Annotated in this window: 23 protein-coding genes; 11 read left to right on the forward strand and 12 right to left on the reverse strand. The window is 34.9% G+C overall.

Going from position 1 to position 24903, the window contains the following annotated elements:
* Nucleotides 1–116: 116 nt before the first annotated feature.
* Nucleotides 117–551, reverse strand: a complete 435-nt coding sequence (locus tag ACU1LP_RS01495; RefSeq protein ID WP_445735364.1) for a helix-turn-helix domain-containing protein — start codon at nt 549–551, stop codon at nt 117–119.
* A 105-nt stretch (nt 552–656) separates the two neighbouring features.
* On the opposite strand from ACU1LP_RS01495, the gene ACU1LP_RS01500 reads away from it, so the two are divergent.
* From ACU1LP_RS01500 to ACU1LP_RS01520, 5 genes are all read left to right on the forward strand, one after another.
* Nucleotides 657–1139 carry a hypothetical protein gene (locus tag ACU1LP_RS01500; RefSeq protein ID WP_445735365.1) on the forward strand — a complete coding sequence of 161 codons (483 nt, stop codon included), beginning with the start codon at nt 657–659 and terminating at the stop codon, nt 1137–1139.
* An 80-nt stretch (nt 1140–1219) separates the two neighbouring features.
* Complete coding sequence (locus ACU1LP_RS01505; RefSeq protein ID WP_445731005.1) at nt 1220–2647, forward strand: lipopolysaccharide biosynthesis protein; 1428 nt, start codon at nt 1220–1222, stop codon at nt 2645–2647.
* Nucleotides 2648–2696: 49 nt separating this feature from the next.
* Nucleotides 2697–3131: a dUTP diphosphatase gene (gene dut / locus ACU1LP_RS01510; RefSeq protein WP_445731006.1), complete on the forward strand. Its 435-nt coding sequence runs from the start codon at nt 2697–2699 to the stop codon at nt 3129–3131.
* Nucleotides 3132–3232: 101 nt separating this feature from the next.
* Entirely contained in the window at nt 3233–3574 is a 342-nt protein-coding gene (locus ACU1LP_RS01515; protein WP_445731007.1) for a GIY-YIG nuclease family protein, read from the forward strand.
* Nucleotides 3575–3782: 208 nt separating this feature from the next.
* Nucleotides 3783–4802, forward strand: a complete 1020-nt coding sequence (locus ACU1LP_RS01520) for a sugar phosphate nucleotidyltransferase (RefSeq protein WP_445735366.1) — start codon at nt 3783–3785, stop codon at nt 4800–4802.
* 195 nt (nt 4803–4997) lie between these two features.
* Here ACU1LP_RS01520 and ACU1LP_RS01525 read toward each other — a convergent pair whose 3' ends face one another.
* The 4 genes from ACU1LP_RS01525 to ACU1LP_RS01540 all read right to left on the reverse strand — a co-directional run bounded on the left by ACU1LP_RS01525 (nt 4998) and on the right by ACU1LP_RS01540 (nt 8898).
* The gene (locus ACU1LP_RS01525; RefSeq protein WP_445735367.1) at nt 4998–6233 is read right to left on the reverse strand and encodes a murein hydrolase activator EnvC family protein; all 1236 of its coding nucleotides are present in this window, start codon (nt 6231–6233) and stop codon (nt 4998–5000) included.
* On the reverse strand, nt 6233–7000 hold the full coding sequence (locus tag ACU1LP_RS01530; RefSeq protein ID WP_445735368.1) for a DUF4292 domain-containing protein: 768 nt from the start codon (nt 6998–7000) through the stop codon (nt 6233–6235). Before ACU1LP_RS01530 ends, ACU1LP_RS01525 begins: the two co-directional genes overlap by 1 nt.
* 32 nt (nt 7001–7032) lie before the next feature.
* On the reverse strand, nt 7033–7329 hold the full coding sequence (locus ACU1LP_RS01535; RefSeq protein ID WP_445735369.1) for a GxxExxY protein: 297 nt from the start codon (nt 7327–7329) through the stop codon (nt 7033–7035).
* Between the two features lie 207 nt (nt 7330–7536).
* A complete protein-coding gene (locus tag ACU1LP_RS01540) occupies nt 7537–8898 on the reverse strand; it encodes a tetratricopeptide repeat protein (protein ID WP_445735370.1) in 1362 nt (453 codons plus the stop codon).
* Between the two features lie 227 nt (nt 8899–9125).
* On the opposite strand from ACU1LP_RS01540, the gene ACU1LP_RS01545 reads away from it, so the two are divergent.
* The 3 genes from ACU1LP_RS01545 (at nt 9126) to nadD (ending at nt 11258) form a co-directional block, all read left to right on the forward strand.
* Nucleotides 9126–9983 carry a YicC/YloC family endoribonuclease gene (locus ACU1LP_RS01545; RefSeq protein WP_445731012.1) on the forward strand — a complete coding sequence of 286 codons (858 nt, stop codon included), beginning with the start codon at nt 9126–9128 and terminating at the stop codon, nt 9981–9983.
* 80 nt (nt 9984–10063) lie between these two features.
* Entirely contained in the window at nt 10064–10654 is a 591-nt protein-coding gene (gene gmk, locus ACU1LP_RS01550; protein ID WP_445731013.1) for a guanylate kinase, read from the forward strand.
* 10 nt (nt 10655–10664) lie between these two features.
* Nucleotides 10665–11258 (forward strand): nicotinate (nicotinamide) nucleotide adenylyltransferase, encoded by a 594-nt coding sequence (gene nadD / locus ACU1LP_RS01555; protein ID WP_445731014.1) that lies wholly within the window; start codon nt 10665–10667, stop codon nt 11256–11258.
* 310 nt (nt 11259–11568) lie between these two features.
* On the opposite strand, the gene ACU1LP_RS01560 is transcribed toward nadD, so the two are convergent.
* Nucleotides 11569–12078, reverse strand: a complete 510-nt coding sequence (locus ACU1LP_RS01560; RefSeq protein ID WP_445735371.1) for an alpha-ketoglutarate decarboxylase — start codon at nt 12076–12078, stop codon at nt 11569–11571.
* A 189-nt stretch (nt 12079–12267) separates the two neighbouring features.
* Between ACU1LP_RS01560 and ACU1LP_RS01565 the strand changes: the two genes are divergently transcribed.
* The 3 genes from ACU1LP_RS01565 to odhB are packed head-to-tail and all read left to right on the forward strand — an operon-like array spanning nt 12268 to nt 16773.
* Nucleotides 12268–15009: a 2-oxoglutarate dehydrogenase E1 component gene (locus ACU1LP_RS01565; RefSeq protein ID WP_445735372.1), complete on the forward strand. Its 2742-nt coding sequence runs from the start codon at nt 12268–12270 to the stop codon at nt 15007–15009.
* A gap of 21 nt (nt 15010–15030) precedes the next feature.
* Complete coding sequence (locus ACU1LP_RS01570; RefSeq protein WP_445731017.1) at nt 15031–15537, forward strand: ORF6N domain-containing protein; 507 nt, start codon at nt 15031–15033, stop codon at nt 15535–15537.
* A gap of 9 nt (nt 15538–15546) precedes the next feature.
* Complete coding sequence (odhB, locus tag ACU1LP_RS01575; protein WP_445731018.1) at nt 15547–16773, forward strand: 2-oxoglutarate dehydrogenase complex dihydrolipoyllysine-residue succinyltransferase; 1227 nt, start codon at nt 15547–15549, stop codon at nt 16771–16773.
* A 474-nt stretch (nt 16774–17247) separates the two neighbouring features.
* Here the strand turns inward: odhB and ACU1LP_RS01580 are convergent, their stop codons facing one another.
* The 6 genes from ACU1LP_RS01580 to ACU1LP_RS01605 all read right to left on the reverse strand — a co-directional run bounded on the left by ACU1LP_RS01580 (nt 17248) and on the right by ACU1LP_RS01605 (nt 24887).
* On the reverse strand, nt 17248–17877 hold the full coding sequence (locus ACU1LP_RS01580) for a response regulator (RefSeq protein WP_445731019.1): 630 nt from the start codon (nt 17875–17877) through the stop codon (nt 17248–17250).
* Nucleotides 17878–17926: 49 nt separating this feature from the next.
* The gene (locus tag ACU1LP_RS01585) at nt 17927–18370 is read right to left on the reverse strand and encodes a retropepsin-like aspartic protease (RefSeq protein WP_445734527.1); all 444 of its coding nucleotides are present in this window, start codon (nt 18368–18370) and stop codon (nt 17927–17929) included.
* Nucleotides 18339–20927 (reverse strand): CHAT domain-containing protein, encoded by a 2589-nt coding sequence (locus tag ACU1LP_RS01590; protein ID WP_445735373.1) that lies wholly within the window; start codon nt 20925–20927, stop codon nt 18339–18341. Before ACU1LP_RS01590 ends, ACU1LP_RS01585 begins: the two co-directional genes overlap by 32 nt.
* Nucleotides 20928–20992: 65 nt before the next feature.
* The gene (locus ACU1LP_RS01595) at nt 20993–22948 is read right to left on the reverse strand and encodes a PKD domain-containing protein (protein ID WP_445735374.1); all 1956 of its coding nucleotides are present in this window, start codon (nt 22946–22948) and stop codon (nt 20993–20995) included.
* Nucleotides 22949–23398: 450 nt separating this feature from the next.
* Nucleotides 23399–24370 (reverse strand): hypothetical protein, encoded by a 972-nt coding sequence (locus tag ACU1LP_RS01600; protein WP_445735375.1) that lies wholly within the window; start codon nt 24368–24370, stop codon nt 23399–23401.
* 79 nt (nt 24371–24449) lie between these two features.
* Nucleotides 24450–24887 carry a hypothetical protein gene (locus ACU1LP_RS01605; protein ID WP_445735376.1) on the reverse strand — a complete coding sequence of 146 codons (438 nt, stop codon included), beginning with the start codon at nt 24885–24887 and terminating at the stop codon, nt 24450–24452.
* Between the last annotated feature and the right edge of the window lie 16 nt (nt 24888–24903).

Raw genomic sequence — 24903 nt, forward strand, 5'->3', positions numbered from 1 at the left:
TTTTATTGACAACATTCATTATTTGCAGAACGGTAAATTTTAAATACAATCACATAAAAAAGTCTTCATATAAATATAAAGACTTTCATAAATTTTAGTCAATACTTATTAAATCCTTATTCTAAAGTTTCTTTTTTAGAATCAATAAGATCTTTATATTCCGAAGGAAGACAACCAAAATGTTCTTTAAACGATTTTTTAAAATATTTGTAATCATTGAAACCAACATCCATAGCTACACTACTAAGTTTAGGATTGTTATTGTGTAAAATTATTTTCGCCGCATTTTTAAGCCTAACAGATCTAATAAACCCAGTAAGGGACATGCCTGTAAGTATTTTTATTTTTTTATAAAGAGAGGATTGGCTCATGTGAAACTCATCTATTAGGGAGTTTATCCCAAATTCGCTATTATGAATATTTGCTTCTACTAAAAGTATGGCGTCCTCAATAAATTTACCTTCTAAATTATATTCATCAGTAATCTGGATAGGGATTATCCAGTTTTCGGTCAAAGACAAAAAGACCGCAATGTTTAAAAAGCTATTCAAAATGAAATTATTGAAATATTATATACATCAACCCTCATATTAAAAGGATTTTTTTATGGCATTAATTTTGGGATGGCATCTTCATAAGATTCAAAAAATTTGAAGATGGAATTATTTAAAAGCATATTTTTCACAACGGCCCTGTTATTTGTCTTGGCAACATTTTCGCAATGTGCGGGAGGAAAACAATTTGACAATAAGTTGCCGTTTGAAGTAGGCGGTGTTTACTATCAACAATGGGTGTCTGGTGTTGAAGGTGGTGTTAAGGATATTGTTATTCCAATTACTTCAAATTCTAAAAAGATAAAACTGGACAGCGTTTATTTTCACAAGAAACAAGCAAAATTAGAGTATTTAAACAACGGTTTTTATGTTGGCCGGTTTGAATATGAAACCGATCAAAAAACAGACATTATCATGAGTAATGAACCTTATGCGGAATATGGCAACCAAGTTCCAAAGCTTCCTAAAAAGCCACGTTTTCAACTAAAAGAAGATGAGTGTTTGGTAAGTTATAAAGTAGGCAATAAAACAAAGTACTTTAAAATTTCCGGCATTATCAAAAAGGAATATTTAAATTATCCTTAACAAAACACAAAAGGTCACTAATTTATCTTTGTTTTGCATTGGCTAAAAACGTATTTTTAGCACCACTAAAATAAACCCTTTTGAGCGTTTTAAAAAAGTTTTTTAAAGACACCATTATTTATGGTTTAGCTACCGTTCTGCCGCGTTTGATGAACTTTATATTGGTTCCTCTTCATACGGGTAAATTAGAAACCTCTAGTTATTCAGATAACACCACTTTTTACGTTTATGCAGCTTTTTTTAATGTGTTATTGACTTATGGATTGGAAACCTCTTTTTTTAGATTTTTTAATAAATCTGAAGAGAAAAACAAAGTGTTTTCTACTACATTTATAAGTTTGGCAATAACTACCATTTTGTTTTTAGTTATAGTTATAATCTTTAGTGAGCAGCTTTCAGTTTGGTTGAACATATCTCCAAAATATTTTAACATACTTGTTGGCTTGTTGGTTTTAGACACACTTGTTGTGGCACCCTTTGCTTATTTAAGAGCTACAGGAAGGCCCATTAAGTTTGCCGCTATTAAGATTACCAATATTATAATCTATGTATTACTTAACTATTTTTTCCTGTGGGCAATTCCTAAATATAATATCGCTTTTTCAGGTTATAACGAGTCAGATTTAGTTCAGTATATATTTATAGCTAATTTAATAGCCAGTATCGTCACTTTTTTACTGCTGATCCCTTATTTCTTTAAAACGAAGTTAGAGTTCAGCGTATCTATTTTAAAAAAGCTTTTAAATTATGGCTGGCCTATTATGGTGGCAGGATTAGCTTATGTGATAAATGAAAATTTTGATAAATGGGTGCTTCCTTATTTATTAGGGAAAGACATAAATGGCGCTTACAGTGGTTGTTATAAAATAGCAATGTTCATGACAATCTTTATCCAAGCCTTTCGTTTAGGTGCAGAACCATTTTTCTTTTCACATTCAAAAGAAATAAATGCAAAACAAACCTATGCCTTAATTATGAAGTATTTTGTGATTATAGGCAGTTTTATGTTGGTTTTTATTAATTCTTACTTAGATATATTTAAAATTGCATTGGTTAAAGATGAAAGTTATTGGCAAGCCATTAACATAGTGCCAATAGTATTACTGGCTAATTTATGCTTAGGCATTTATTTTAATTTGGCAATATGGTACAAACTAACGGACAAAACCATATATGGTATGTATTTATCTATTGTTGGAGCTGTAATTACGATAGTTTTTAACCTAGTTTTGATTCCTGTAATTGGGTTTATGGCAGCGGCTTGGGCAACATTGGCTGCTTACGGAATCATGATGGTTTTATCGTATGTATTTGGCCAGAAATATTATAATGTTCCATACAATTTAAAGCAAATATCAGGATATTTGATACTGGCAATTATATTATCAGTCATTAGTTTGAATACAAATGCCAATTATTATATAAACACTTTTTTGGTTTTAGTATTTTTGGGATATGCAACAGTGTTAGAAAAAAATCAAATAAAAAAGCTTTTAAGCTTAAAATAACAATAATCATTAATAGGCGCTTCTCTTTTTGGGAAGACATAAGAAGGGAATGGAAATAAAAATCATCAATAAATCAGCACACGCTTTACCAAATTACGAAACAATAGCTTCGGCAGGAATGGATTTGCGTGCCAACTTATCAGAATCTCGAATTTTAAAACCTTTGGAGCGAAGTATCGTAGGTACTGGTTTATTTATAGAATTACCAATAGGTTACGAAGCACAGGTACGCCCACGCAGTGGTTTGGCGGCTAAAAAAGGTGTTACCGTTTTAAATGCACCAGGCACTATTGATGCAGATTATAGAGGTGAAATCGGTGTCATTCTTGTAAATCTTTCCAATGAAGATTTTGAAATTTTGAACGGTGAGCGCATTGCGCAATTGGTAATTGCCAAACACGAACGAGCCGAATGGATGGATGCCAATGAATTATCGGAAACTTCAAGAGGCGAAGGCGGGTTTGGGAGTACTGGGACAAAATAATTCCTGCGAAGGCAGGAATCTTATTCTAAATAGAAAGAATCATTATCATAGCATAAAATCAAAGCTATTACTGCGAAAGCAGGAATCTCATAAAAAGCATTATGAAATATTGGTATGTGTACATCATGACGAACAAACCAAATGGCGTTTTGTATATTGGGGTAACTGATAATATCGACGAAAGAGCAAAAGAACATAAATTAAAAGTCTATCCAAAATCATTTACTGCAAAATATAATTGCGATAAACTAATTTATTTTGAGGAATGTGACAATGGGGATAAAGCCACTTTAAGAGAAAAGCAATTAAAAAAATGGAAAAGAGATTGGAAAATTGAACTAATTGAAGACATGAATAATAATTGGTCTGATTTAAGTTTGAATTGGAATTTAAATTTTAATAAATTAAGTTTAGTACATGACAAAAATAATCTTACATCATAAAATAACTATTAAAGTTGACCCCTCCGCCTATCGGCACCTCCACTTGAAAAAAGGGGAGGAATTATTTAAGGAGATTTTTTTAATAATTTGATGTTAATAAATTTTTGTCATGTACTTAATAAATTAAGAGAATAATATATTGAGATTCCTGTTTTCACAGGAATTAAGTTTAACCTTTAAAAGATACCCCGTCAAGCGGGGCATTCATATGAAAATAATAGTACCAATGGCAGGGCGAGGGTCTCGTTTGCGCCCACACAGTTTAACAGTACCAAAACCATTAATACCCGTTGCGGGTCAACCCATCGTACACCGTTTGGTAAAGGACATTGCTAAAGTTTTAAAGCAACCCATAGACGAAATCGCTTTTGTTTTAGGCGACCCTGCTTTTTTTGGCGACGATGTTGTTGAAAGCTTACAAAAACTGGCAACCGATTTAGGCGCAAAAGCCTCCATTTACCGTCAGGATTTACCATTAGGGACCGGGCACGCCATTATGTGTGCAAAACCATCTTTATCGGGGCCTGCGGTAATAGCTTATGCCGATACCTTGATAAGAGCGGAATTCGATTTAGACCCTGCAGCAGATAGCGTTATTTGGACCAAACAAGTGAATAATCCAGAGGCTTACGGCGTGGTTAAATTAAATAGTAAACAAGAGATTGTTGAGTTGGTTGAAAAGCCAGAAAACTTTGTAAGTGACCAAGCGGTTATTGGGATTTATTACTTTAAGGATGTCGCTATTTTAAAAGAAAAACTGCAACAAATCTTGGATGAAAATGTTACCAATGGCGGCGAGTACCAAATTAACGATGGTATAAAACGCATGATGGCAGACGGAAAAATTTTTAAAACAGGAACGGTTGATGAGTGGATGGATTGCGGCAATAAAGCCATAACCGTTGAAACCAATACAAGAATGTTAGGCTTTTTAAAAGCGGATGGCGAAGAGCAATTAGTGGCATCCTCGGTTAAATTAACAGATTCAAAAATTATTGAGCCTTGCTTTATTGGCGAAAACGTGGTGCTTAAAAACAGCACTGTTGGACCCAATGTATCTATTGGAAACAAGAGTGTTATCGAAAATTCTACCATTAAAAACAGCTTAATACAAACGAATACCACCATTAAAAACGCCAATTTAGAGGAGGCCATGATTGGTAATCATGTAAAATTTGATGGAAAATTTACAAGCGTAAGTATTGGCGATTATTCTGTTTTAGAATAATTCCTGCGAAATCGAAGATTCACGAATACTAAATTATAAAATGAGAATTGATGAGTAATGCAGGAATCTCATTATAAAATAGGCGAAATAACATTTTTATTTAAAAGTTCCAGCACGTTTTAATTTTTTGGAATTTAGTGCTTTCTTTTTTTTTGAAATTTAAATACCTTTTGGGCTTTAGCCTGAGGTATTTTGTTACATTTTAAAAATCCAAGAGGCGGGATTTTCGGTAGCGGTGCCTTTTGATAATGAAAAACTTAAAATAGTTTCGCCGTTTGATGGGTTGGTAAACACCTCGCCTATTATTTGCTTGGTAGTTACCTTATCACCTTCTTTTACATACACTTCCGAAAGGTTTTTGTATAAGGTAAGGTAGTCACCATGACGGATCATCACAATGGGATTCACGTTTTTCATTTTAAGCACCGCACTTACTTCGCCATCAAAAACGGCACGTACTTTAGAGCCTTTTTCGGTGGCAATTCGTACGCCATTACTTTTTATGGTCAACGAATTATCTATGGGGTGTGGTTGTGTACCATAACCCAAAGTAACATAACCTTTTTCAACAGGCCATGGCAATTTCCCTTTGTTTGATACAAAGTTTGCTGCAAGCACTTTCTCTTCCGCAGTTAGGGCAAAATTTGTTGAACTGGCAACACTAGTATTTCCTGCTTTTTTATTCGATTTTGCAATGGCTTCTTTAATAATGCGGTCTATTTCGGCATCAATTCTATCGGCTTCTTGTTGCTTTTGCTTTATTTGTGCGGAATAAATAGATAGGTTCTTTTTAATGGATGTCATTAATTCCTGATGTTGCTTGCGCTCAGATTCCAATGATTTTTGAACCTCTTTATTCTCAGCAATCAATTGCTTTTTGGTTTCTTGCTGTTTTATTAAATCTAAATTTATTGCCTGTAATTCTGCTGTTTTATCTTTTATGGTTTCGCCCTGTTGCTTTTGGTGGTCGGTATATTGTTTCATATACTGCAAGCGTTTGTAGGCTTGTTTAAAATTGTCCGCCGACAACAAAAACATGATTCTGCTTTGTTCGTTTTTACTTTTATAGGACTTTACCATCATATCGGCATAATCGCCCTTTAAAACCTTTAGTTCGTCTCTTAAGCTCGATATTTTATCTTGGTTGTAGTTAATATCGCGGTTTATTAAATTGGCTTGTTGATTGGTAACTTTAATCAAATTATCCAATACTTTTATTTTATGGTTGAAATCTTGAATGAGCGTTAATTGCGATTTTTCCTTGGATTTGTTTTCAAGTCGCAACTGATTGATTTTTTGAATTTCCAATCGAAGCTCCTGCCTACGCGCTTCCAGTTCTTCCTGTTTGGCGCTTTGTGAAAATAGAAACGTGCTATATAGCAAAAAGCTAAGCAGTAATAATAGGGTATGGGATGGTTTGTGCTGTAACATTAAAGTTTAATTTCTTTAAAACCTGAGGGTATTTTATATGGGAAACTTAAATCTTCATTTAAAGTAACGCTTTTAAATTCTAAATCTATAACGGTTTGATTAGTAGCTTCTACGGCAATTATTTTTATGTTTTCAGGAATGGTTTGTTTTTCTACTTCTTGGTAGGTTAAATAATCGATCTGTAAATGTCTCAACTCTTTTGCTTGCGATATTTGTTGTGATTTTACCTTAAAGCGAACAGGATCCAATAAAAAGAATATCTCGAACAATTCCAACTGTTTTTTAGGTTGAAGCACATAAGCTTCATCGGTAACCGAAAGTTCATAGGTATTGGTATTCAAATCAAATATGGGTTCGCCCAATAATAAATTCTGAACTTTTTTAAAATCCAGTTCGGTGCCCAATAAATCACTCAAATATTTGTAATCGCCTTCAAAATAGGTGTTGTCCAATTTATTGTAAAAACTTACTTTTTCGGGTGTTATCAATGCTTTTACTACCGAAAATGTGGCACTGATCCATAAAATTTCATCTTTTTTCGCTCTAAAGTTAACGGTGTAAGATTGCTCCTTGCCATCTTGATTATAGGTTATTTTAAGTCTGGATTGTAAGGTTTTAAATACAGGTGTCTGCTTCACGTTTTCTTTTAAAAGCTGTTTGGCGCTTAATTTTAAATTGGCTTCACCGCCACCAATGGTTTTGGAAGACTTGCAATTAAACACCAAAAACACCAATAAGGAAAGAATGGGATACTTAAGTTTGTTCATTAATTTAGTAAATTCTTTTTTTGAGGAGCTATTCATAAAATAATCCTTTTTATCTCGTCCCTAAGAGTTGAAACATGAAAATTTAATAATAACCCCAATTTATAATTGCCTAATTTTAAATATGTTAATACTTGTGCAGTATGAACATCTGTAAACGCCTCAACGGTTTTGATTTCTATAACCACTTTATTTTCAACTAATAAATCAATTCTATAACCATGCTCTAGTTTAATATCTTTATAAATAACAGGCATTGGTTTCTCTTTAATAACTTCTAAACCCGTACTTTTTAATTCGTAAAACAAACATTCCTGATAAGCAGATTCCAATAAACCAGGACCTAACTGTTTATGAACTTCAATAGCAGACCCATAAAATTAAATTTGAAATCTCATTTTCTCTTTGTAAACGCATATACCTTTGTGGTTTTTGTGTCTCTTTTGTGAAACTCTGTGACATAGCTATTACACAAAGTTTCACAAAGAAAATTCTAAGCTACACAAAAACAAATAGTACCTTAAAAAAAGAATTAATCATTAATTTGAGCTTTCTAATTGTTTTGCTTTATCACTAAACGTTTTTGCCTTAGCAGTATTGTTCAATGCTTGGTAAGCAATGCTTAACTGCTTGTAAAAATCTTTTTCCATTTTGGTATCGTCTATTATAAAATCCAATCCCGTTTCTAGAACTTCGACCGCTTTTTTGGGGTTGTTCAATTGGTTCAACGCCACCCCATTTATTAAATAAAATAAAGGTTGCGCAGGGAACTTTTCCAGCACTTCAGTACTTTTTTTCTCTGCCAAATTAAACTTTTGCAAATCTATGTAAAGTAACAATACGTTTTTAATCACATTGAAATTATCTGCATCTATTTTTAAAGCGGCTTCAAAATACTCTAAAGCCTTCGCCTTGTTGTTTTTAGCCAAATAGTATTGCCCCAATTCAAGCAGTGTTTTAACGTTGTTGTTATCGCCAACCATGGCGGTGGCTTCTACCAAATCGGTTTCGTATTGCGGATTATCACCAACAAATTGCACAAAATCAGCAAGCACTTTTAACTTGGCTTCTGGTTTTATTTCCGGACTTTTAACCACAATTTTCATCGATTCAATGGCCTTTTCAGCATTATTGTCGTCTAAATAAAACTTATATAATGCTAAATGGACAATTTGCGACGTAGGATTTATTTTAAGTAACTCTTTAGCGGTTTCAAAAGCCTTATCTTTTTCGTTGTTTTCGCTATAGCGGAAAATGAGTTGTAAATAATTGGATTCCTTTTCCGGGTCATTTTCTACGCGCGCTTCCAGATTTTTTATTTGATCCTTTTTACGTCCCGTAGCTTCATAAACCCGATTGCGCATGATGTCGCGCGACACCGAAACACCAAACTCTGCATCCAAAGCATCCAGAATTTTCAACGCCTCATTATAATCTTTTGTTTTTATGTACAACCCAGCTAAATCCTCTTTGTAATCCGGATGGTATTTTACCAACTGTTTCACTGTATTAATGGCTTTATCAGGATCGTTTTGTTCCACATAAAAACCGTAAAGCTCGTCCAAAAACCACTCGTTATAGGGGTCCTTGCTTACCGCTTTTTTTAAAGCATCTTCGGCAGCACCAAAATTTTTAAGCAGCACATAATTTTTTCCCAATTCAAAATATAAAACAGGCACCGAATTATCCAATGCAATGCATTTTAAAAGCGCTTCCACCGATCGGTCGTAATTTTCAATGGCCTTTTGCGTCAAGGCTTCATAAAAAAGTTCCTGGAATTTATCTTCAACATCCCCTAAATCGTCATCTGGTTTTTTATTGAAATCCACTTGCGCATAATGAAGCTGGGGAACCATAAAAAGCCCAAGGAATAAAATGACCATATAGATTTTTTGTTTCATAAAAGATGGATACTTATAATTTTATTTGCCATCAAAAACCCTTCAAATTCGCTAAAGGCAGTTGGTTGGGATTTTGGCTATTTCCTTTAAGCCGTTAATTAGGTGTACAAGTTAAGTAATTCGATAACAAATTTTGTTAAAGTTTTTCTATTTATAAGCCGAAAAAAAATAGGGGTTTTCCAAACCTTTGGTTTTAATTATCTTTGCATAACTAAATACTTCAGTTTATGATATATTCCATGACAGGTTACGGAAAATCTGTATTGCAATTGCCCACCAAAAAAGTAACGATAGAATTAAAATCCTTGAACAGCAAAAGTTTAGATCTAAATGCGAGAATGCCTTCTATTTATAGAGAAAAGGAACTTGCCGTGAGAAAGTTGCTTGCCGACACTTTAGAGCGTGGCAAAATAGATTTTTCCATTTATGTGGAAGCCACTGCCGAAGATACCTCAACACAAATTAACACACCTGTTGTTAAACAATATATGCAGCAATTGCGCCAAGTGGTGGATGGCGACGAGATTGAACTGCTTAAAATGGCGGTTCGTTTTCCGGATGCTTTAAACACGGTTCGTGAGGAAATTGACGAAAATGAGTGGCAACTTATTGAAAAAGAAATTAATATCGCTGTTGAAGATTTATCGAGCCATCGGTTGGATGAAGGCAAAGTGTTGGAACAAGATTTTAACAAACGTGTTGTTATTATTGATGATTTATTGGACCAAGTGATAGCGATGGATCCTGAGCGTATTGTTGGCGTTCGCGAGCGTTTGTTGAAGGGTGTTGAAGAATTAAAGGATAAATACGACGAAAACCGTTTTGAACAAGAATTGGTATATTATATTGAAAAGTTTGATATTACTGAAGAAAAAGTGCGTTTAAAAAACCATTTGGACTATTTTATTGAATCCATCAACTCCAAAGATTCCAACGGAAAAAAATTAGGGTTTATTAGTCAGGAAATGGGACGGGAAATAAACACCATTGGTTCTAAAAGTAATTATGCACCCATGCAACAATTGGTGGTACAGATGAAAGATGAGTTGGAAAAAATCAAGGAACAACTGTTGAATGTGCTTTAATTTAGTCGCAGTTAACAGTATCAGTTTTCAGTAGATTCAAATAAATATTCGTGTATTTTCCGAAAAAAACCGAATTAGTAATGGCAAAACAAGAAACAAATAAAAAAGGTAAACTCATTGTGTTTTCAGCACCGTCCGGTTCTGGTAAAACAACTATTGTTAGGCATTTATTAGGTGTTAAAAAATTAAATTTAGAGTTCTCCATATCGGCAACTTCCAGGGAAATACGTGGCATCGAGGTAGATGGGAAAGACTATTACTACCTATCGTTACAAGAGTTCAAAAATAAAATAAAGAACGACGAATTTTTAGAATGGGAAGAAGTGTATCGCGATAATTTTTACGGCACGTTAAAAACCGAAGTGGAACGTATTTGGGCCATGGGCAAAAACGTTATTTTTGATATTGATGTATCGGGCGGACTGCGTATAAAACGAAAATTCCCAAATGAAACCTTGGCCATTTTTATAAAACCACCGAGTATTGATGCGTTGAAAATACGTTTAAAAAATCGGAAAACAGAATCTGAAGACAAAATAAACATGCGCATAGCCAAAGCATCGGCAGAATTGGCCACCGCACCTCTATTTGATATTGTTGTGGTAAACGACGATTTGGAAAAAGCGCTCATTCAAGCAGAAAAATTGGTAAGCGATTTTGTAAAACAATAAAGCACTTTTAATGAAAATCGGATTGTACTTTGGCTCCTTCAACCCCATACACATTGGGCATTTGGTTATTGCCAACCATATAGCGGAATACAGCGATTTAAGCCAAGTTTGGTTTGTTGTAACCCCCCACAATCCGTTTAAAAAGAAACACACGTTATTGGATAATTACCAACGCTTGGAAATGGTGTATCGCGCCACAAAAGACTACACCAAGCTAAAACCATGCAATATAGAATTTAACTTACCGCAACCCAATTACACCATAAACACGCTTACGTATTTACAGGAAAAATACCCAAATTATGAGTTTTCCTTAATAATGGGTGAAGACAATTTAAAGAGTTTCCATAAGTGGAAAAACTACGAACTGATTTTAGAAAACCACCATATTTATGTGTACCCAAGAGTTTTGAAGGATAATCCCGATAGCTATCGGGAGAAACCCCAATTTGACGGGCATAAAAAAATCCATCACATCGATGCACCTATTATGCAACTCTCTTCAACCTATATACGAAACGCCGTTAAAGATGGCAAAAACGTAAAACCGATGCTGCCTGAATTTGTTTGGGAGTATTTGGATGAGATGAATTTTTACAAATAAATCTGTTTGTTTTTTCAGGTAAATTATCACAGCTATCCGAAAGTTGGAAATTAAAAAAGCTCCAAACAACCCTGTATTTTTGGTTTGCCAACTAAAAATACATGTATAGGGTTCTTCAAGCGAACCAAAATACGAATTGGTTAACAAATTGCATGCTAAGTTGAGAAAAGTGCCCTAAAGAAAAACCATATCCGTTGCATGCCATATTGAGTCCTTCCAGAAATGAAATAGTAGGGCATTTAAAAGATAGATCAATTAAAGATTTGATGTTGGGTACGGAAACCGGGAATTCCTTTTTGCCTCTTTAAAATTAAAAATAAAACCTTACGAAAGGCATCCAAGGGTTGGCGTAAACACTTTTGTTTTCATCGTACAACAAATCATATCTCATACCAAAAGTTACATTGCCACTTCTGTAGCCTGCTCCAACAAATAAGGCGGGCGACCAATAGGTGTCGTTTTCTAAATTCAAATTGCTTTCATAACGCCTGTTTACACGAAGTTCCTCAAATTCGGCAGATAGTTGAATTTCGTTAATAGGGCTAAACAGACCAATGAGGCTTCCGCCTAAAATAGTCGATTTATAAAAATCCTTTTGCTTATTGTAGGTGCCATTTAATCCAACCCCCAAAGCAAATTGATTATTGAATTCATAAATAGCACTGGGCGCCAAAGTGCCACTAAAAAACCCATTACCAAAACTTAAACCAATGCCACCACCATAGCGCAGATGGTTCCAAAAATCACGGTCGTTTTGTTGTGCATTCAAGGTGCTGAAACAACAAAAAACAATGGCTAAAAACAATAAGGCTGTTTTCATTATTAAAGGAGATGTATTCATAAAATTGGAAATCTTAAAAAAATTAACATAAAAAATTCACTTATTGATGAAATGGCAATTGTTAGCTTATAAATATAGTAAAAGAAACATCTAATTTTAGTAAAAGTTGTACTTTTGTCCTCCCGTTAGGTATGGAATTTTACTAAACTATAAGTATATTAAAAAATAATGGATAAATTTTCCTTTTTAAACGCAGCGCATACGACTTATTTTGCTGATTTATACGAGCATTATTTACAAAATCCAGATTCTGTAGAGCCCAGTTGGAGAGCCTTTTTTCAAGGTTACGATTTTGGAAGCGAAAGTTATGGCTTGCAAGGTGAAATTGTTGAAGGTGTGTCCATGCAAATGCCAGAAAACCTTCAAAAAGAGTTTCAAGTTTTAAAACTCATTGATGGTTACAGAATGCGCGGGCATTTGTTTACCAAAACAAATCCTGTTCGAGAAAGAAGAACGTATGAGCCTAATTTGGAAATTGAAAATTTCGGACTTGGTACAAACGATTTGGATACCGTTTTTAACGCAGGAGATATTTTAGGGATAGGGGCGCAAACCTTACGCGAAATAATTAGGCATTTACAACGAATTTATTGCAGTTCCATTGGGGTTGAATATATGTATTTGCGGAATCCTGAGGTTATTGCATGGTGGCAAAGCAAATTAAATGTGAATGATAATCAACCCTCTTTTTCGGTTGAAATAAAAAAATATATTCTTTCAAAGTTAAACCAAGCCGTAACCTTTGAGAACTTTTTACAAACCAAATATGTAGGTCAAAAACGTTTTTCTTTAGAAGGAGGCGAATCTTTAATTCCAGCCATAAGCAATGTGCTTTTTTACGCTGCTGAAAAATACGATGTTAAAGAATGTGTTTTAGGAATGGCACACAGAGGGCGTTTAAGTACCTTGATAAATATTTTTAGAAAACCAATTTATGAGCTTTTTAGCGAGTTTGACGGAAAGGATTTTGAAGATGAGGATATAGATGGGGATGTAAAATACCATTTAGGTTTAACACTTGATAAAACGTATCAAAACGGTAAAACCATTAAGATGAATTTGGTGCCAAACCCGTCACATCTAGAAACCGTTGCTTCGGTGGCAGAAGGCATTACACGTGCTAAGATTGATGCCGACTACAATGGAGACGATTCTAAAATAATACCTATTGTGGTGCATGGCGATGCTGCTATTGCAGGCCAAGGCATTGTTTACGAAGTAGCGCAAATGAGCCAGTTGAATGGCTACAAAACGGGGGGCACTATCCATATTGTGGTAAATAACCAAATAGGTTTTACCACCAATTATCTAGATGCACGTTCCAGTACCTATTGTACCGATGTTGCAAAAGTAACCCTCTCGCCCGTATTGCATATAAATGCAGATGATGCAGAAGCGGTTGTACATGCCGTTGAGTTGGCTTTAGAGTACAGAATGCGTTACAAAAAGGATGTGTACATCGATTTGCTTGGTTACCGCAAATATGGGCATAATGAAGGTGATGAGCCTCGTTTTACACAACCAAAATTGTATAAACAAATTGCAAAACACGAAAACCCGTTCGATATCTATTCCAATAAATTAATTGCCGAAAACACTGTTGACAAAGCATATTCAAAAGCCATTGTTGAAGAATTTAAAGCAGTTTTGGAAGATGGATATGCAAAATCCAAGAAAGAGGAATCTTCAAAGGTAAGAGAGTTTATGCAAGAACGTTGGGTAAATTTTACCCGCAGGGGTTTACCCGATATGTTAAAAACTGCCAACACATCTTACCCAAAAAGTAAGTTGGAAGGCATTGCGAACATAGTATCAACGGTGCCAGAAGGTGTTAAGTTTGTTAGAAAGGCAGAACGTATCTTGGAAGGGAGAGCTTCCATGGTTTTTGAAAACGATACGTTGGATTGGGGAATGGCAGAAACCTTGGCTTACGGCACTTTAATGGAAGAGGGATTTAACGTTCGTATTTCTGGACAGGATGTGGAACGCGGCACCTTTAGCCATCGCCATGCTATTTTGCGTGATGAAATTTCAGAAGAACGCATCAATTTATTGAACACAAATCCGCAGAATAAAGGGAAAATGGATATTTATAATTCCCTTTTATCAGAATATGCTGTTCTTGGTTTTGATTATGGGTATGCCATGGCAAACCCCAATACATTAACCGTTTGGGAAGCCCAGTTTGGCGATTTCAGTAACGGGGCGCAAATTATTTTCGACCAATATTTATCGGCTGCCGAAGATAAGTGGAAATCACAAAACGGTATTGTGGTGTTATTGCCACATGGGTACGAAGGCCAAGGATCTGAGCACTCATCGGCAAGAATGGAACGTTTTCTGCAACTGTGTTCCATCGATAATATGATAGTGGCAGATTGTACTACGCCAGCCAACTTTTTCCATTTATTGCGTCGTCAAATGAAACGCGATTTCAGAAAGCCTTTAGTTGTATTTACCCCCAAAAGTTTGTTACGCCATCCAAAAGCGGTTTCCTCTTTAAGTGAATTAGCAAACGGAGCATTCCAAGAAGTGATAGACGATACCATAAACCCTCAAAATGTAAAAAAACTAGTGTTCTGTACAGGAAAATTCTATTACGATCTATTGGCGCAACGCGACACATTGAATAATGATAGTGTAGCTTTGGTTAGGGTTGAGCAATTGTTCCCGCTGCATGAAGAAAAAATAAAACAAGTGATAGCGAAATATCCAAATGTAAAAAATTATGTTTGGGCACAAGAAGAGCCAAAAAACATGGGCGCTTGGAGTTATATGATGCAACGATTTGATGTCGTTAAGTTAGAAGGCATTTCACGACCATACAGTTCGGTGCCAGCACCAGGATCCAGCACAAGGGACAAGAAAAGACAACAACGCGTTATTGATGCTGTTTTTGAAAAAGTTTGAACGAGCTCATAGCTTAAAAAAGTGAATTTAGAAGAAATTCAAAATAAAATTTATAGCATTAGGCATCAAAATGCGATGTTCGATTTTGATTTGGCGCAAATGTACCAAGTAGAGACGCGTGTTTTAAAGCAAGCGGTTAGACGGAACATGGATCGGTTCCCAAAAGATTTTATGTTTCAGCTTACAAAAGCAGAATGGGACGAGCTTATCACAATTTGTGATAACTTACCGGAAAACATAAAGTTCAGTCCAACAACGCCTTTCGTTTTTACAGAACAAGGAGTAGCCATGTTATCAAGTGTGTTGAAAAGCAAAATAGCCATTGAAATCAATATAACAATTATTAGAGCTTTCGTTTATATAAGGCAATATGCACTTTCACATCGCGATTTAACCGAAAAATTAAATCAGTTGGAAAACAAATACAACCAACAATTTAAAGATGTTTCAGAAGCCATCAATTATTTATTGCAAAAAGACAAAAAAGAAATAAAGCAAACAGAACGCAAACCAATAGGTTTTAAATAAAATTAAAAAATGATTTTAGAAATGAAAGTGCCTTCACCGGGCGAATCCATAAAAGAAGTAGAGATAGCAACTTGGTTGGTTGCCGATGGCGATTATGTTGAAAAAGATCAGGCAATTGCTGAGGTTGATAGTGATAAGGCAACGTTGGAACTTCCTGCGGAGGCAAGTGGCATTATCACGCTTAAAGCTGAAGAAGGCGATGCGATTGCAGTAGGTGCTGTGGTATGTTTAATTGATACCAGTGCAGCAAAACCGGACGGGGCAGCAGCAGCAAAACAAGAAAAGAAAGAAGAAAAGAAAGAGGAAGCTAAACCGAGTCCGAGTTCCCCTCCTTCGGAGGGGTTAGGGGAGGCTACATACGCCACAGGAACCGCTAGTCCTGCAGCAAAAAAGATTTTGGCCGAAAAAGGCATGCAGGCATCCTCTATTTCCGGAACAGGGAAAGACGGTCGCATCACTAAAGAAGATGCTGTAAGCGCCGTAGCATCTATGGGAACGCCAACTGGGGGAGCTCGTGGTACTTCAAGAAGCAAAATGTCTATGTTGCGACGTAAAGTTGCAGAACGTTTGGTGGAAGCCAAAAATACTACGGCTATGTTAACTACTTTTAATGAGGTAGATATGTCGCCTATTTTCGCTTTGCGAGAAGAACATAAAGAAACCTTCAAAACGAAGCACGGAGTTGGTTTAGGGTTTATGAGTTTCTTTACTTTAGCTGTGGTTAGGGCATTAAAAATGTACCCAGCTGTTAATTCCATGATTGATGGAAATGAAATGGTCAGTTACGATTTCTGTGATATCAGTATCGCGGTTTCCGGGCCAAAAGGGTTGATGGTGCCTGTAATTAGAAATGCCGAAAATTTAAGTTTTAGAGGTGTTGAAGCCGATGTAAAGCGTTTAGCGCTTCGCGCAAGAGATGGACAAATTACCATTGATGAAATGACGGGTGGCACATTCACTATTACAAATGGCGGTGTTTTTGGTAGTATGTTATCAACTCCCATTATCAATCCGCCGCAAAGTGCTATTTTAGGCATGCACAATATTGTAGAACGTCCTGTTGCCGTTAATGGTAAGGTCGAAATTCGTCCTATTATGTATGTAGCACTATCTTATGACCATAGAATTATTGATGGCAAGGAAAGTGTTGGGTTTTTGGTAGCGGTTAAAGAGGCTCTGGAAAACCCAACGGAGTTATTAATGGATAATGATGTTAAAAAAGCGCTAGAACTATAGGAAAACATGTTATTCTATATAAAAAGGCACCATGTAATTTAAATTACATGGCGCTTTTTTTTTAAATGAAAGACTAACCCAAACAAACTAAAATATTGATTGCAATAACAATTAACACTAATGTGACCAGACCAGCAATGAAGTATTTTTCCAGATAACTATTGTCTTTTTCCATAAGTTTGTTTTGTGTTTACTTTGGAACTTTAAATAAAAAACACATGTTTTTTAAACGAGGTGTTTTTATATAAATACCTCCCAATTGATTTAATAATAGCTTAACAAAATTACGATTTATTGCTGGCACAAAAAATACGCACTTCTACGTATTTTTGTTGTGAATGGCATAATTATAAATGCGGAAAGCTTTAAACATGACGTTTAAAGCCTTCCATAATTCTCCCTAAGAATTAATTAATAGCACTGTAAAGATACGTTATAGCTAGTATTTAAAAAATACGCACTTCTACGTATTTTTCAAAGGTGTTCTTTATTAAGACCGGCCCAAATGGAAAGCGATGTAGGTTTATTGTCTAAGCCTAATTTAGAAATAATATTGCTTCTGTGTTTGTGCACGGTAAGAACGGATATGGAGAGTTCGTTGGCAATGTCCTGGCTCGTTTTATTTTCAGCAATAAGTTTGACTATTTTTAATTCAGACTTGGTAAGTTGTTCTAAATTGGCAGGTTTAATATTTGTATTGTGATCCAAATAAGAGGTTATTTCCTCACTAAAATAACGTTTGCCATTAATGGCATGACTGATGCAGATTTCAATTTCTTCAACAGCGAATTCTTTTAAAATATAGCCATGCACATTAAATTCCCTAGCTTGGTCATATAACTCTTTCTCTTTATCGAAAGTGATAAGAATCACTTTGGTTGGGATATTGTTTTTTTGGCATGCTTCCGCAATTTCCAAACCTGTTTTATGGGGCATTCTAATATCTAAAATAGCTATTTCAGGTTTTAGTTTTACAATAAGATTATAAGCGGAATTTCCGTCTTCAGCACTGCCAACAATATGAAACCCTTTAGAAGTTAAAAAATCGGTCAGACCACGGAGCATGAGCGGATGGTCATCGGCAATAACAATGGAGGTATTCATTTTTAGGGAGTTAAAATGCTATTGATTGAAAGGATAAAGATACTAAATATTAAAGTTTTAAATACAGGTATTTATTTTCATAATCTATAATGGCATTTGATTTTTTTAAAATATCGGCACCGATAATGCCATCAACAGGTTTTGCTTTATGGTTTGTTAACGCCGTATTTACATGCGTTAAATTGAACAGTACCAAAACAATTTTATCATTTTCCCATGTTCCAATTTGCACCTTGTTTTTTTTTGATATTTTGGTTTCCATATCAATAGCTCCTGCACCGGCAGCCATAATTTTAGAATCTTTAACCTTAAGTTTAAAAGTGTCCACGGCCTCAAAGCCAACACATGAACTCGATGCACCTGTATCTAAAATAAAACGTCCTTTAATACCATTTAAAGTGGCCTTTATTTCAAAATGATTGGTTCTTGTTGGATGCAATTTCACTTTAATGTATTCCCTTTTAAGTAGAAATTCTTCTAGTGTTTCGGTCATGGTTTCTAAATTTCAAGATTAAAAATAACACAATGCCTGCTATAATAATGCCAAAAATTATATAAAATATGGGGTTTTTCGGTTTTGCAGGTTCAAGTGTCCCATAATAAACAAAAGCACTCCAATAATAAGGAGATTTTTTCATATTGCTAATGGCATTGTTTTCTAGATAGTCTATTTTCGAATGGTGGTTCGCTAAAAATGCCGATTGTTGCTTATTATAATTTTCATAAAACGATTTCATAATTTGGGAGGTTGACAAATCGTTTATTTGCCATAAGGAAAACAATAAATTTTCTGCCCCAGCATATTGAAAGCCCCGCGCCATACTCATGGCACCTTCGCCTTTATAGAGTTTGCCAATACCCGTTTCGCAGGCACTTAAAACCACTAGATCCGGATGTAAGCTTAAACTGTACAATTCATTTAAAAACATGCTGTCGTCGTAAAACGAAATATTTGCCGGCATCACAAAATTGCCACTGTTGGCATGTGCAGATAAATGTAAAATACCATAATTGGGCGCATTTTTCAGAAAATTGGTTTTAGATGCGTTTGCATTCATAAAAATTGTACTGGTCATTTCATCTTTAATAGCATCTGCCTCATTTATAGAATAAGTAAGCATATAGTTCGTATTTTCAAACACAGGAAAAAACCCCAATACTTTTTTGTTTTTCTTTTTTTGGGTATCCTTCAAATAAAACAAAGCACTGGAATTGTAGGCTATATTTTGATTTTTAACTACAAAAGGCATGTTGGAAAATGCGGTAGAATTGGTCTTTTCGGATAATAAAGCTTCAAACGGAATAAAATTCAGCAAACCATCTGGAATGATCATCACATTTTTATGGTTTGAAAAGGCATCACATTTTAAAAGCTTGAAAATATTAAAAGCCTGTGAAGTATAATTGCTTATGTCATTATTGATTACTGAAGCATTATCAAACAAATGAATAAAGTTTGTAATATTTTGCTTTGTTTTTTCGGTTAAAACAATGGTATTTGTAACGATGTTATTACTTGAAATTATAAATTGATAAAGAGTGTTTTCTCCAAAAAAGTATTCAACCAAAACCGCCTTGTCTTTTTCCAGTTTCTTTTGAAATGAAATTAATGAAATGTCTGGATTTGACGCTGGATATTTTTTTTCAATCTTAGTTTTCAATGATTTTAATTGCAGGCTTATAGCACTTAGTTTTTTGCTTAAATCATTAATTTCAGAATCTCGATTGGCACCTAATTCTTCTTTTATCAAAAGATTGGTAAAGCGTTCTTGTTCTTTTAAAAGCTTGGATTCCCTAATTAATAACGTGTCGTTTGGGTGTTTTTGCAGGCGTATTTTTTTGTTTGAAAGATCTTTTAATATGGAGACTTTATTGTTCTCGGAATATTGAAACGCTCTAAATAAAAGTGATTTGTTTTTTGTTTGTTGATGGTTGTATAAAAGAAGGTCAATACATTTTTCGCTCCGTATGCGGTTATTGGTTTCGTTTAAAATTTTTGCTTCTTGCGAAGTCCAGTTTTCTTGTAATAACCCCGATGCATAAAAACTTAAATCGTAACTCTTTAATGCCAATTCCGTATTTGTTTGAATAGAAGCATAAAGATCGAAAATATCTATAAAGGTGTTTTCTGCATATAAGTCATTTTTATTGGGTAAACCAATATTTTTAAAATGAGGAAGCAAGATTTTGATGGCTTTTTGCAAACTTTTTAAAGCACGGTTTGGGTTTTTTAGAAGGTAATATAATTGAGCTTCTTCAACATGGAATTTGGCTAAATCCCTTTCTGACAGATTAGTTTCAGAAATATGTTCTTTTGCCTTTTTAAATGAATTTAAAGCTTCGGTATAATTGCCTTTTTGAAGTGCAATCAGGTAATTGTTTTTTAAAATTTCAAATTTTGAAGAAGATTGATTAGCGTTTAAAAGTGATGCTTCTTCATAGTTGTTTAAGGCCAGTAGGCTTGTGGTTTTTATACTTTGGAGCAATGCTTTTTGTTTGGTGGAAATGTTAGGTAATTTGTACGCATCATCGATAATTTTCAAAACACGCTTATTATTTCCAATAGTTTGATACAGTTTTGCCAAATTGATTTTACCACTAATTTGATGCTTTGTGTTCTTGCTTTTTTCAGCTAAAAAAATGTATTGATTGATGGTGCTTAGGGCATTGGTGTAATCGCCCGTTTTGGTGTATAAATTTCCTAAAGGGATCAAGCAACTTTCAACAATGTCAAAATCGGAAATTTTAGAAAGTTCATTATTATTGAATTGTTTTAAGGCATATTCATACGTAACGATGGCTTCTTTTAATTTTGAATGCTCATCTAAATAAAACCCTTTGTTACATTGCAAAAAAACGAGCGCCAAGTGTTCGTCTTTAGATTTCACATGCGTTTTAAATGAAGCTTCTTGTTGATTTAAAAGTTTTAAAGACGCCTCATTTTTATTGCCAATAAAAGTTTCGGCAGCCGTATAAATGGCTTCTTCCAAGTTTTGGGAAAATGAAATTCCGCAGAAAAAAAATATCAGAATAATGATGCTCTTTCTCATATTTATAACCTTGCAGGTTGAATTACTAACCCATCCAGATTGGGGTGCCAAATAAAGCTTAGCTTTCAAAATTTCCAAATGGCGTAAAACTGCCAATAATTAAAATCGTTTTCAAAATTCATAATATACCGTGCGCCTAAACTGGGGCCAATCCTTGCGAAGCCTGCGGTAGCTTCAAACAATAAACCCGTTCTTAAATTGGTAAACGGGGTGGATTGGTTAGTGGTGCTTTCTTTGGAAGATATTACCGGATTGGTGGACACATCGCCTTCAAATTGTTCCACCAAAACCGATTGTTCCTGTTTTTCGCTAAGTGAAATGGTGTTTTGCACGCCGGCACCAAGTCCGATATAATTATTAAGGTTATAGCGCATCAAAACAGGCACATCCCAATCAATATTTTCAAAAGAATTACTGGTTGTAGTGCGTTGTAAAAACCGAAACCCTTGCGCATCTTGAATAAATTCTTCCCTTACATCTGTGTTGGCATCATAATTATGAAAATTATTCATCAATTCCACTTGCCAATACCAGCGATATGATTTGTATGGCGACAGTGTAGCACCAAAAAAATAGCTTTCAGAATTATTTAAATCCGAGAACGAATTAACGCCAACTTTAGCACCAATTGAAATGCCTGGCAAAAAACGTGTGGTGGAATAGTTGGTAATAATCGGGTCGTTTTTGTCAAATATAATAGCGGTTCTGCTTTTGGTTTTTTGCTTGTGGAAATCTTTAGCAAACTTAATGCTGTACTTTACGAAACCTTTTGTGGAATCGTATTCCTTTACGTTTTTTTGTTCACTTCCCGGAAGGTAAATATTTTTAAAAGTGAATATAGCCTGAGTATCAGTAAACGTGGTATCCAAACAACTATAAAGCACTTCTTTTTTAGGGCAGATGTCGCATTTGGGGTACATGTCTAAAACTTTAAGAGTAGACTTGTCTAGCATTTCAGGAATATCGGTTTCCAATCGAATGGTTCGTGCTGGTCCTTCGCCGTTATTTTGAAACTTGATTTTGTATTTTAAGGTTTTAAAACGTACCAACCTGTAATTCATAAACGTGCCGTTTGATGACATTTTATTGGGGTCGTGCGAGGTTACAATTTCCATTTCCATATCCTTAACTTTATGGTTATCGTAATTTGCATCGGGCACATAAATACCTCTCACCGAAATAATGGCACTGGTATCTTTAAGCATTTCGGGAGTGGTTTTTAAGCTGAAAAAAATGTTGCGTTCTTCTTTAGGTTTCATATCAGAGAACTCCAAAAGACTCCAGTTTTTGTAAAAGGCTTTAGAGTTTGCAATGGTTAATGGTAAATTGGTTTTTTCAGTGGAATCTTGTAAAAAAGTCCGCGCTTCAATAAATTCATTATTTGACGATGCTAAATAAGTACCATCATCATCCATATTGTTAGTGAAAGCAAAACCATCTGCCGAAACATTTTTTTCGTTATAATAAGTTCGGGTATCTGTTAATTCAAAGTTATTTGCTTTGTATTGGTGTTCGTTATAAAACAGATAGAGTTTTCCGTTGGTAACATAATCTTTCGGGTTTTTATAACTTACTATAACCACCATGTCTTCATCGGGAACGGGTTCTCGGTTACGTTTTAAAATGAAATCTTCGTCCATACTCGCAATGTCGTTTGGTTCCGTGGTTAATTCATTTATGGCAATTTTTTTAGGTCGGGTTGTGGGTGGTTTTCCGGCGTCGTAATTATTGGTTGCCCAGAGTTTCACTTCGTATTCCCCTGTTTTTTTGTAGGTGTGTTTTGGGTTTTCTTCGGTGCTGTAATGGCCATCGCCAAATTCCCAGTAATGGGTATAAAATGCTTTTGGAGCACCTGCTATTTGGTTTAACTCAGGTGTTTCGGGCGTAAACAAAACTTCATTGCCATTGGTGGTATTTTTAATGTTTGCAACTCTGGTAATTGTGTCGTTCACGTTTGGTTTTTGAGCATAACCGAAAACGCCAATTAAAAATAAACATAGAAAAGAAAACCGTTGGTTCATGATAATGAGGTTTAAATAGATTTTAAATATACAAAAAGTGACCTGTTCCAAATGGGTTTGGTTAAAGTCTATTTTATGATTATTGTAAATTAGATAGTATAATAACAATATTAGCACCGATTATAAATAAAATGATGTATACAATAATAAATATGAAAGCAAATTTTTTCATGTGTCTATATTATTTGTTTTTCAACGGTCATCCCGATAGCTATCGGGACTTCCATTTCATTATTACTCTATGCATCTAGAACTCGTTATGGAAGTTTCATGATGTGTTCTGTATATCTTTATATCAATAAGGTTGTTGTTTTGTTACCTTTTTTTTTGATAAAAGACCTGTCAGGTCTAAAAAAAATCCCAGAAACGAAGGTCTCTGGGATAAGAAAGCAGGTTAAGGATTAATAGCAAACCACAACTTTTAAGTAGGTAATTAAAATAAGCAGATATTTATGGTAAACCATTTATTATGGTTGTAAGTTGTGCTTCGGTAGCTATAGAAGTTTCACCTTCAGTAAATGTGATAACGCCGTTTGCAACAATGGTTACCGCTTTTATAGCGTATTTCCAGTTTCCACCATCTTCGGTTGCGAAAATAACATGACATTCTAAACCGATTGGAATTTGTCCATAATGCTCGCTGAATAAACCAGTTTGTGCATCGTAAGTATCAAGACGGGCTAATGCAGGTGCTTCACCATCGTAAGATAAATATACCGAACTGTTTTCGTTATCGTAACCAGTAGGAACAGCAACTAATATGGTTGTTTTTGGACGTGGATCGCTGTAAAATTTATCTACGTTAGACCATCCGAACGATTGGAAAAAACCATAGTATTGGTTGCCTTCCGCAAACACACCACCTTGTCCGTTCGCACCATCGCGTTTTTCCTCAACCCAGGCAAGTTCTCCGTCAGCATCAATGATACCATTCCAAAGAATCATGGCATTGTCCGCACCACCAGTTAAATCGGCAGGGATTTGCATTTGGAATCCGCAATTAGTTTCTAAAGCAACGCCATTTTGAGTCGCTTTTACAAAAAACTCACCACCAGAAATCAATAAGGCTTTATCGCCATTTGGTAAAATCCCCATAGTCGGTTTGTTGGTTGTAAGCATGTTTCCTTTGTCAAAAAGTTCAACAAATTCCAAATCTACAGCACCAGTTACAGCGACACCGTTTTTGGTTAAACAACCTCCGTTAATGTAAATTTCAACACCTTTTTCAGATGTAAAGTTTACCGAACCGTCTTCAGCATTAAATTGAAATGTTTGGGTTAAATCTTCAAGAGCTTGTTCTCTAATGGCATCAAATTCCGCTGCTGTAGCTGGGATTATAAAATTCTCATTGTCGTTTGTACAGCTTGTAAATACTAAAGCCGTTAATAAAAGTGTTCCTAAAATGTGTTTTAAATTTTTCATGATAAATTGGGTTTTAAATTGTTATTCATAGTTATATAAACAGGGCAACATTTTTGTTACCCTGTTTTGGTAATTATTTTTATTGTTGAGGTTGACTGATGATTATTTTAGAGATTACAGCATCACCAGAAGCAACTAAAGCAATCATTTTATTGGCATAATCTTCAGAAGAAGCATAACCTTTTGCAAAACCTGTAGCTGTTTCAACTTCCCAGAAATAATTTCTTGGAGCGTTAACTTCAGATCTTAGAACCAAGTAACTTTGTATTTCAGTTCCTAAAACAATTTCGCCAGAGCTAGATAAAGCAATCATTTCTTTAGCGCTTTCAAGAGAAAGGGAAGTTCCTGAATACATACCTTTATCGGTTTCTACTTTCCAGTCGAATACTTGTGCAATGTTATCTCTTGTTAGGGTTACAACTTCAGTTGAAGTGTTAAGGGTCGTTTTTTCATTTGTAGCGTTTCCATTTAATATTGATAAAGCTACTGTTGCGATAATTAAAATTGATTTTTTCATGATTTCTAATTTTATG

It is taken from the genome of Mariniflexile sp. (genome assembly GCF_052728615.1).

What these genes read in the sequence shown, in the direction of transcription:
- ACU1LP_RS01500 (WP_445735365.1), top strand. Translation starts at nt 657, where the DNA reads ATGGAATTATTTAAAAGCATATTTTTCACAACGGCCCTGTTATTTGTC.
- dut (WP_445731006.1), top strand. Translation starts at nt 2,697, where the DNA reads ATGGAAATAAAAATCATCAATAAATCAGCACACGCTTTACCAAATTAC.
- ACU1LP_RS01515 (WP_445731007.1), top strand. Translation starts at nt 3,233, where the DNA reads ATGAAATATTGGTATGTGTACATCATGACGAACAAACCAAATGGCGTT.
- ACU1LP_RS01520 (WP_445735366.1), top strand. Translation starts at nt 3,783, where the DNA reads ATGAAAATAATAGTACCAATGGCAGGGCGAGGGTCTCGTTTGCGCCCA.
- ACU1LP_RS01525 (WP_445735367.1), bottom strand. Translation starts at nt 6,233, where the DNA reads ATGTTACAGCACAAACCATCCCATACCCTATTATTACTGCTTAGCTTT.
- ACU1LP_RS01530 (WP_445735368.1), bottom strand. Translation starts at nt 7,000, where the DNA reads ATGAACAAACTTAAGTATCCCATTCTTTCCTTATTGGTGTTTTTGGTG.
- ACU1LP_RS01540 (WP_445735370.1), bottom strand. Translation starts at nt 8,898, where the DNA reads ATGAAACAAAAAATCTATATGGTCATTTTATTCCTTGGGCTTTTTATG.
- ACU1LP_RS01545 (WP_445731012.1), top strand. Translation starts at nt 9,126, where the DNA reads ATGATATATTCCATGACAGGTTACGGAAAATCTGTATTGCAATTGCCC.
- gmk (WP_445731013.1), top strand. Translation starts at nt 10,064, where the DNA reads ATGGCAAAACAAGAAACAAATAAAAAAGGTAAACTCATTGTGTTTTCA.
- nadD (WP_445731014.1), top strand. Translation starts at nt 10,665, where the DNA reads ATGAAAATCGGATTGTACTTTGGCTCCTTCAACCCCATACACATTGGG.
- ACU1LP_RS01560 (WP_445735371.1), bottom strand. Translation starts at nt 12,078, where the DNA reads ATGAAAACAGCCTTATTGTTTTTAGCCATTGTTTTTTGTTGTTTCAGC.
- ACU1LP_RS01565 (WP_445735372.1), top strand. Translation starts at nt 12,268, where the DNA reads ATGGATAAATTTTCCTTTTTAAACGCAGCGCATACGACTTATTTTGCT.
- odhB (WP_445731018.1), top strand. Translation starts at nt 15,547, where the DNA reads ATGATTTTAGAAATGAAAGTGCCTTCACCGGGCGAATCCATAAAAGAA.
- ACU1LP_RS01580 (WP_445731019.1), bottom strand. Translation starts at nt 17,877, where the DNA reads ATGAATACCTCCATTGTTATTGCCGATGACCATCCGCTCATGCTCCGT.
- ACU1LP_RS01585 (WP_445734527.1), bottom strand. Translation starts at nt 18,370, where the DNA reads ATGACCGAAACACTAGAAGAATTTCTACTTAAAAGGGAATACATTAAA.
- ACU1LP_RS01590 (WP_445735373.1), bottom strand. Translation starts at nt 20,927, where the DNA reads ATGAGAAAGAGCATCATTATTCTGATATTTTTTTTCTGCGGAATTTCA.
- ACU1LP_RS01595 (WP_445735374.1), bottom strand. Translation starts at nt 22,948, where the DNA reads ATGAACCAACGGTTTTCTTTTCTATGTTTATTTTTAATTGGCGTTTTC.
- ACU1LP_RS01600 (WP_445735375.1), bottom strand. Translation starts at nt 24,370, where the DNA reads ATGAAAAATTTAAAACACATTTTAGGAACACTTTTATTAACGGCTTTA.
- ACU1LP_RS01605 (WP_445735376.1), bottom strand. Translation starts at nt 24,887, where the DNA reads ATGAAAAAATCAATTTTAATTATCGCAACAGTAGCTTTATCAATATTA.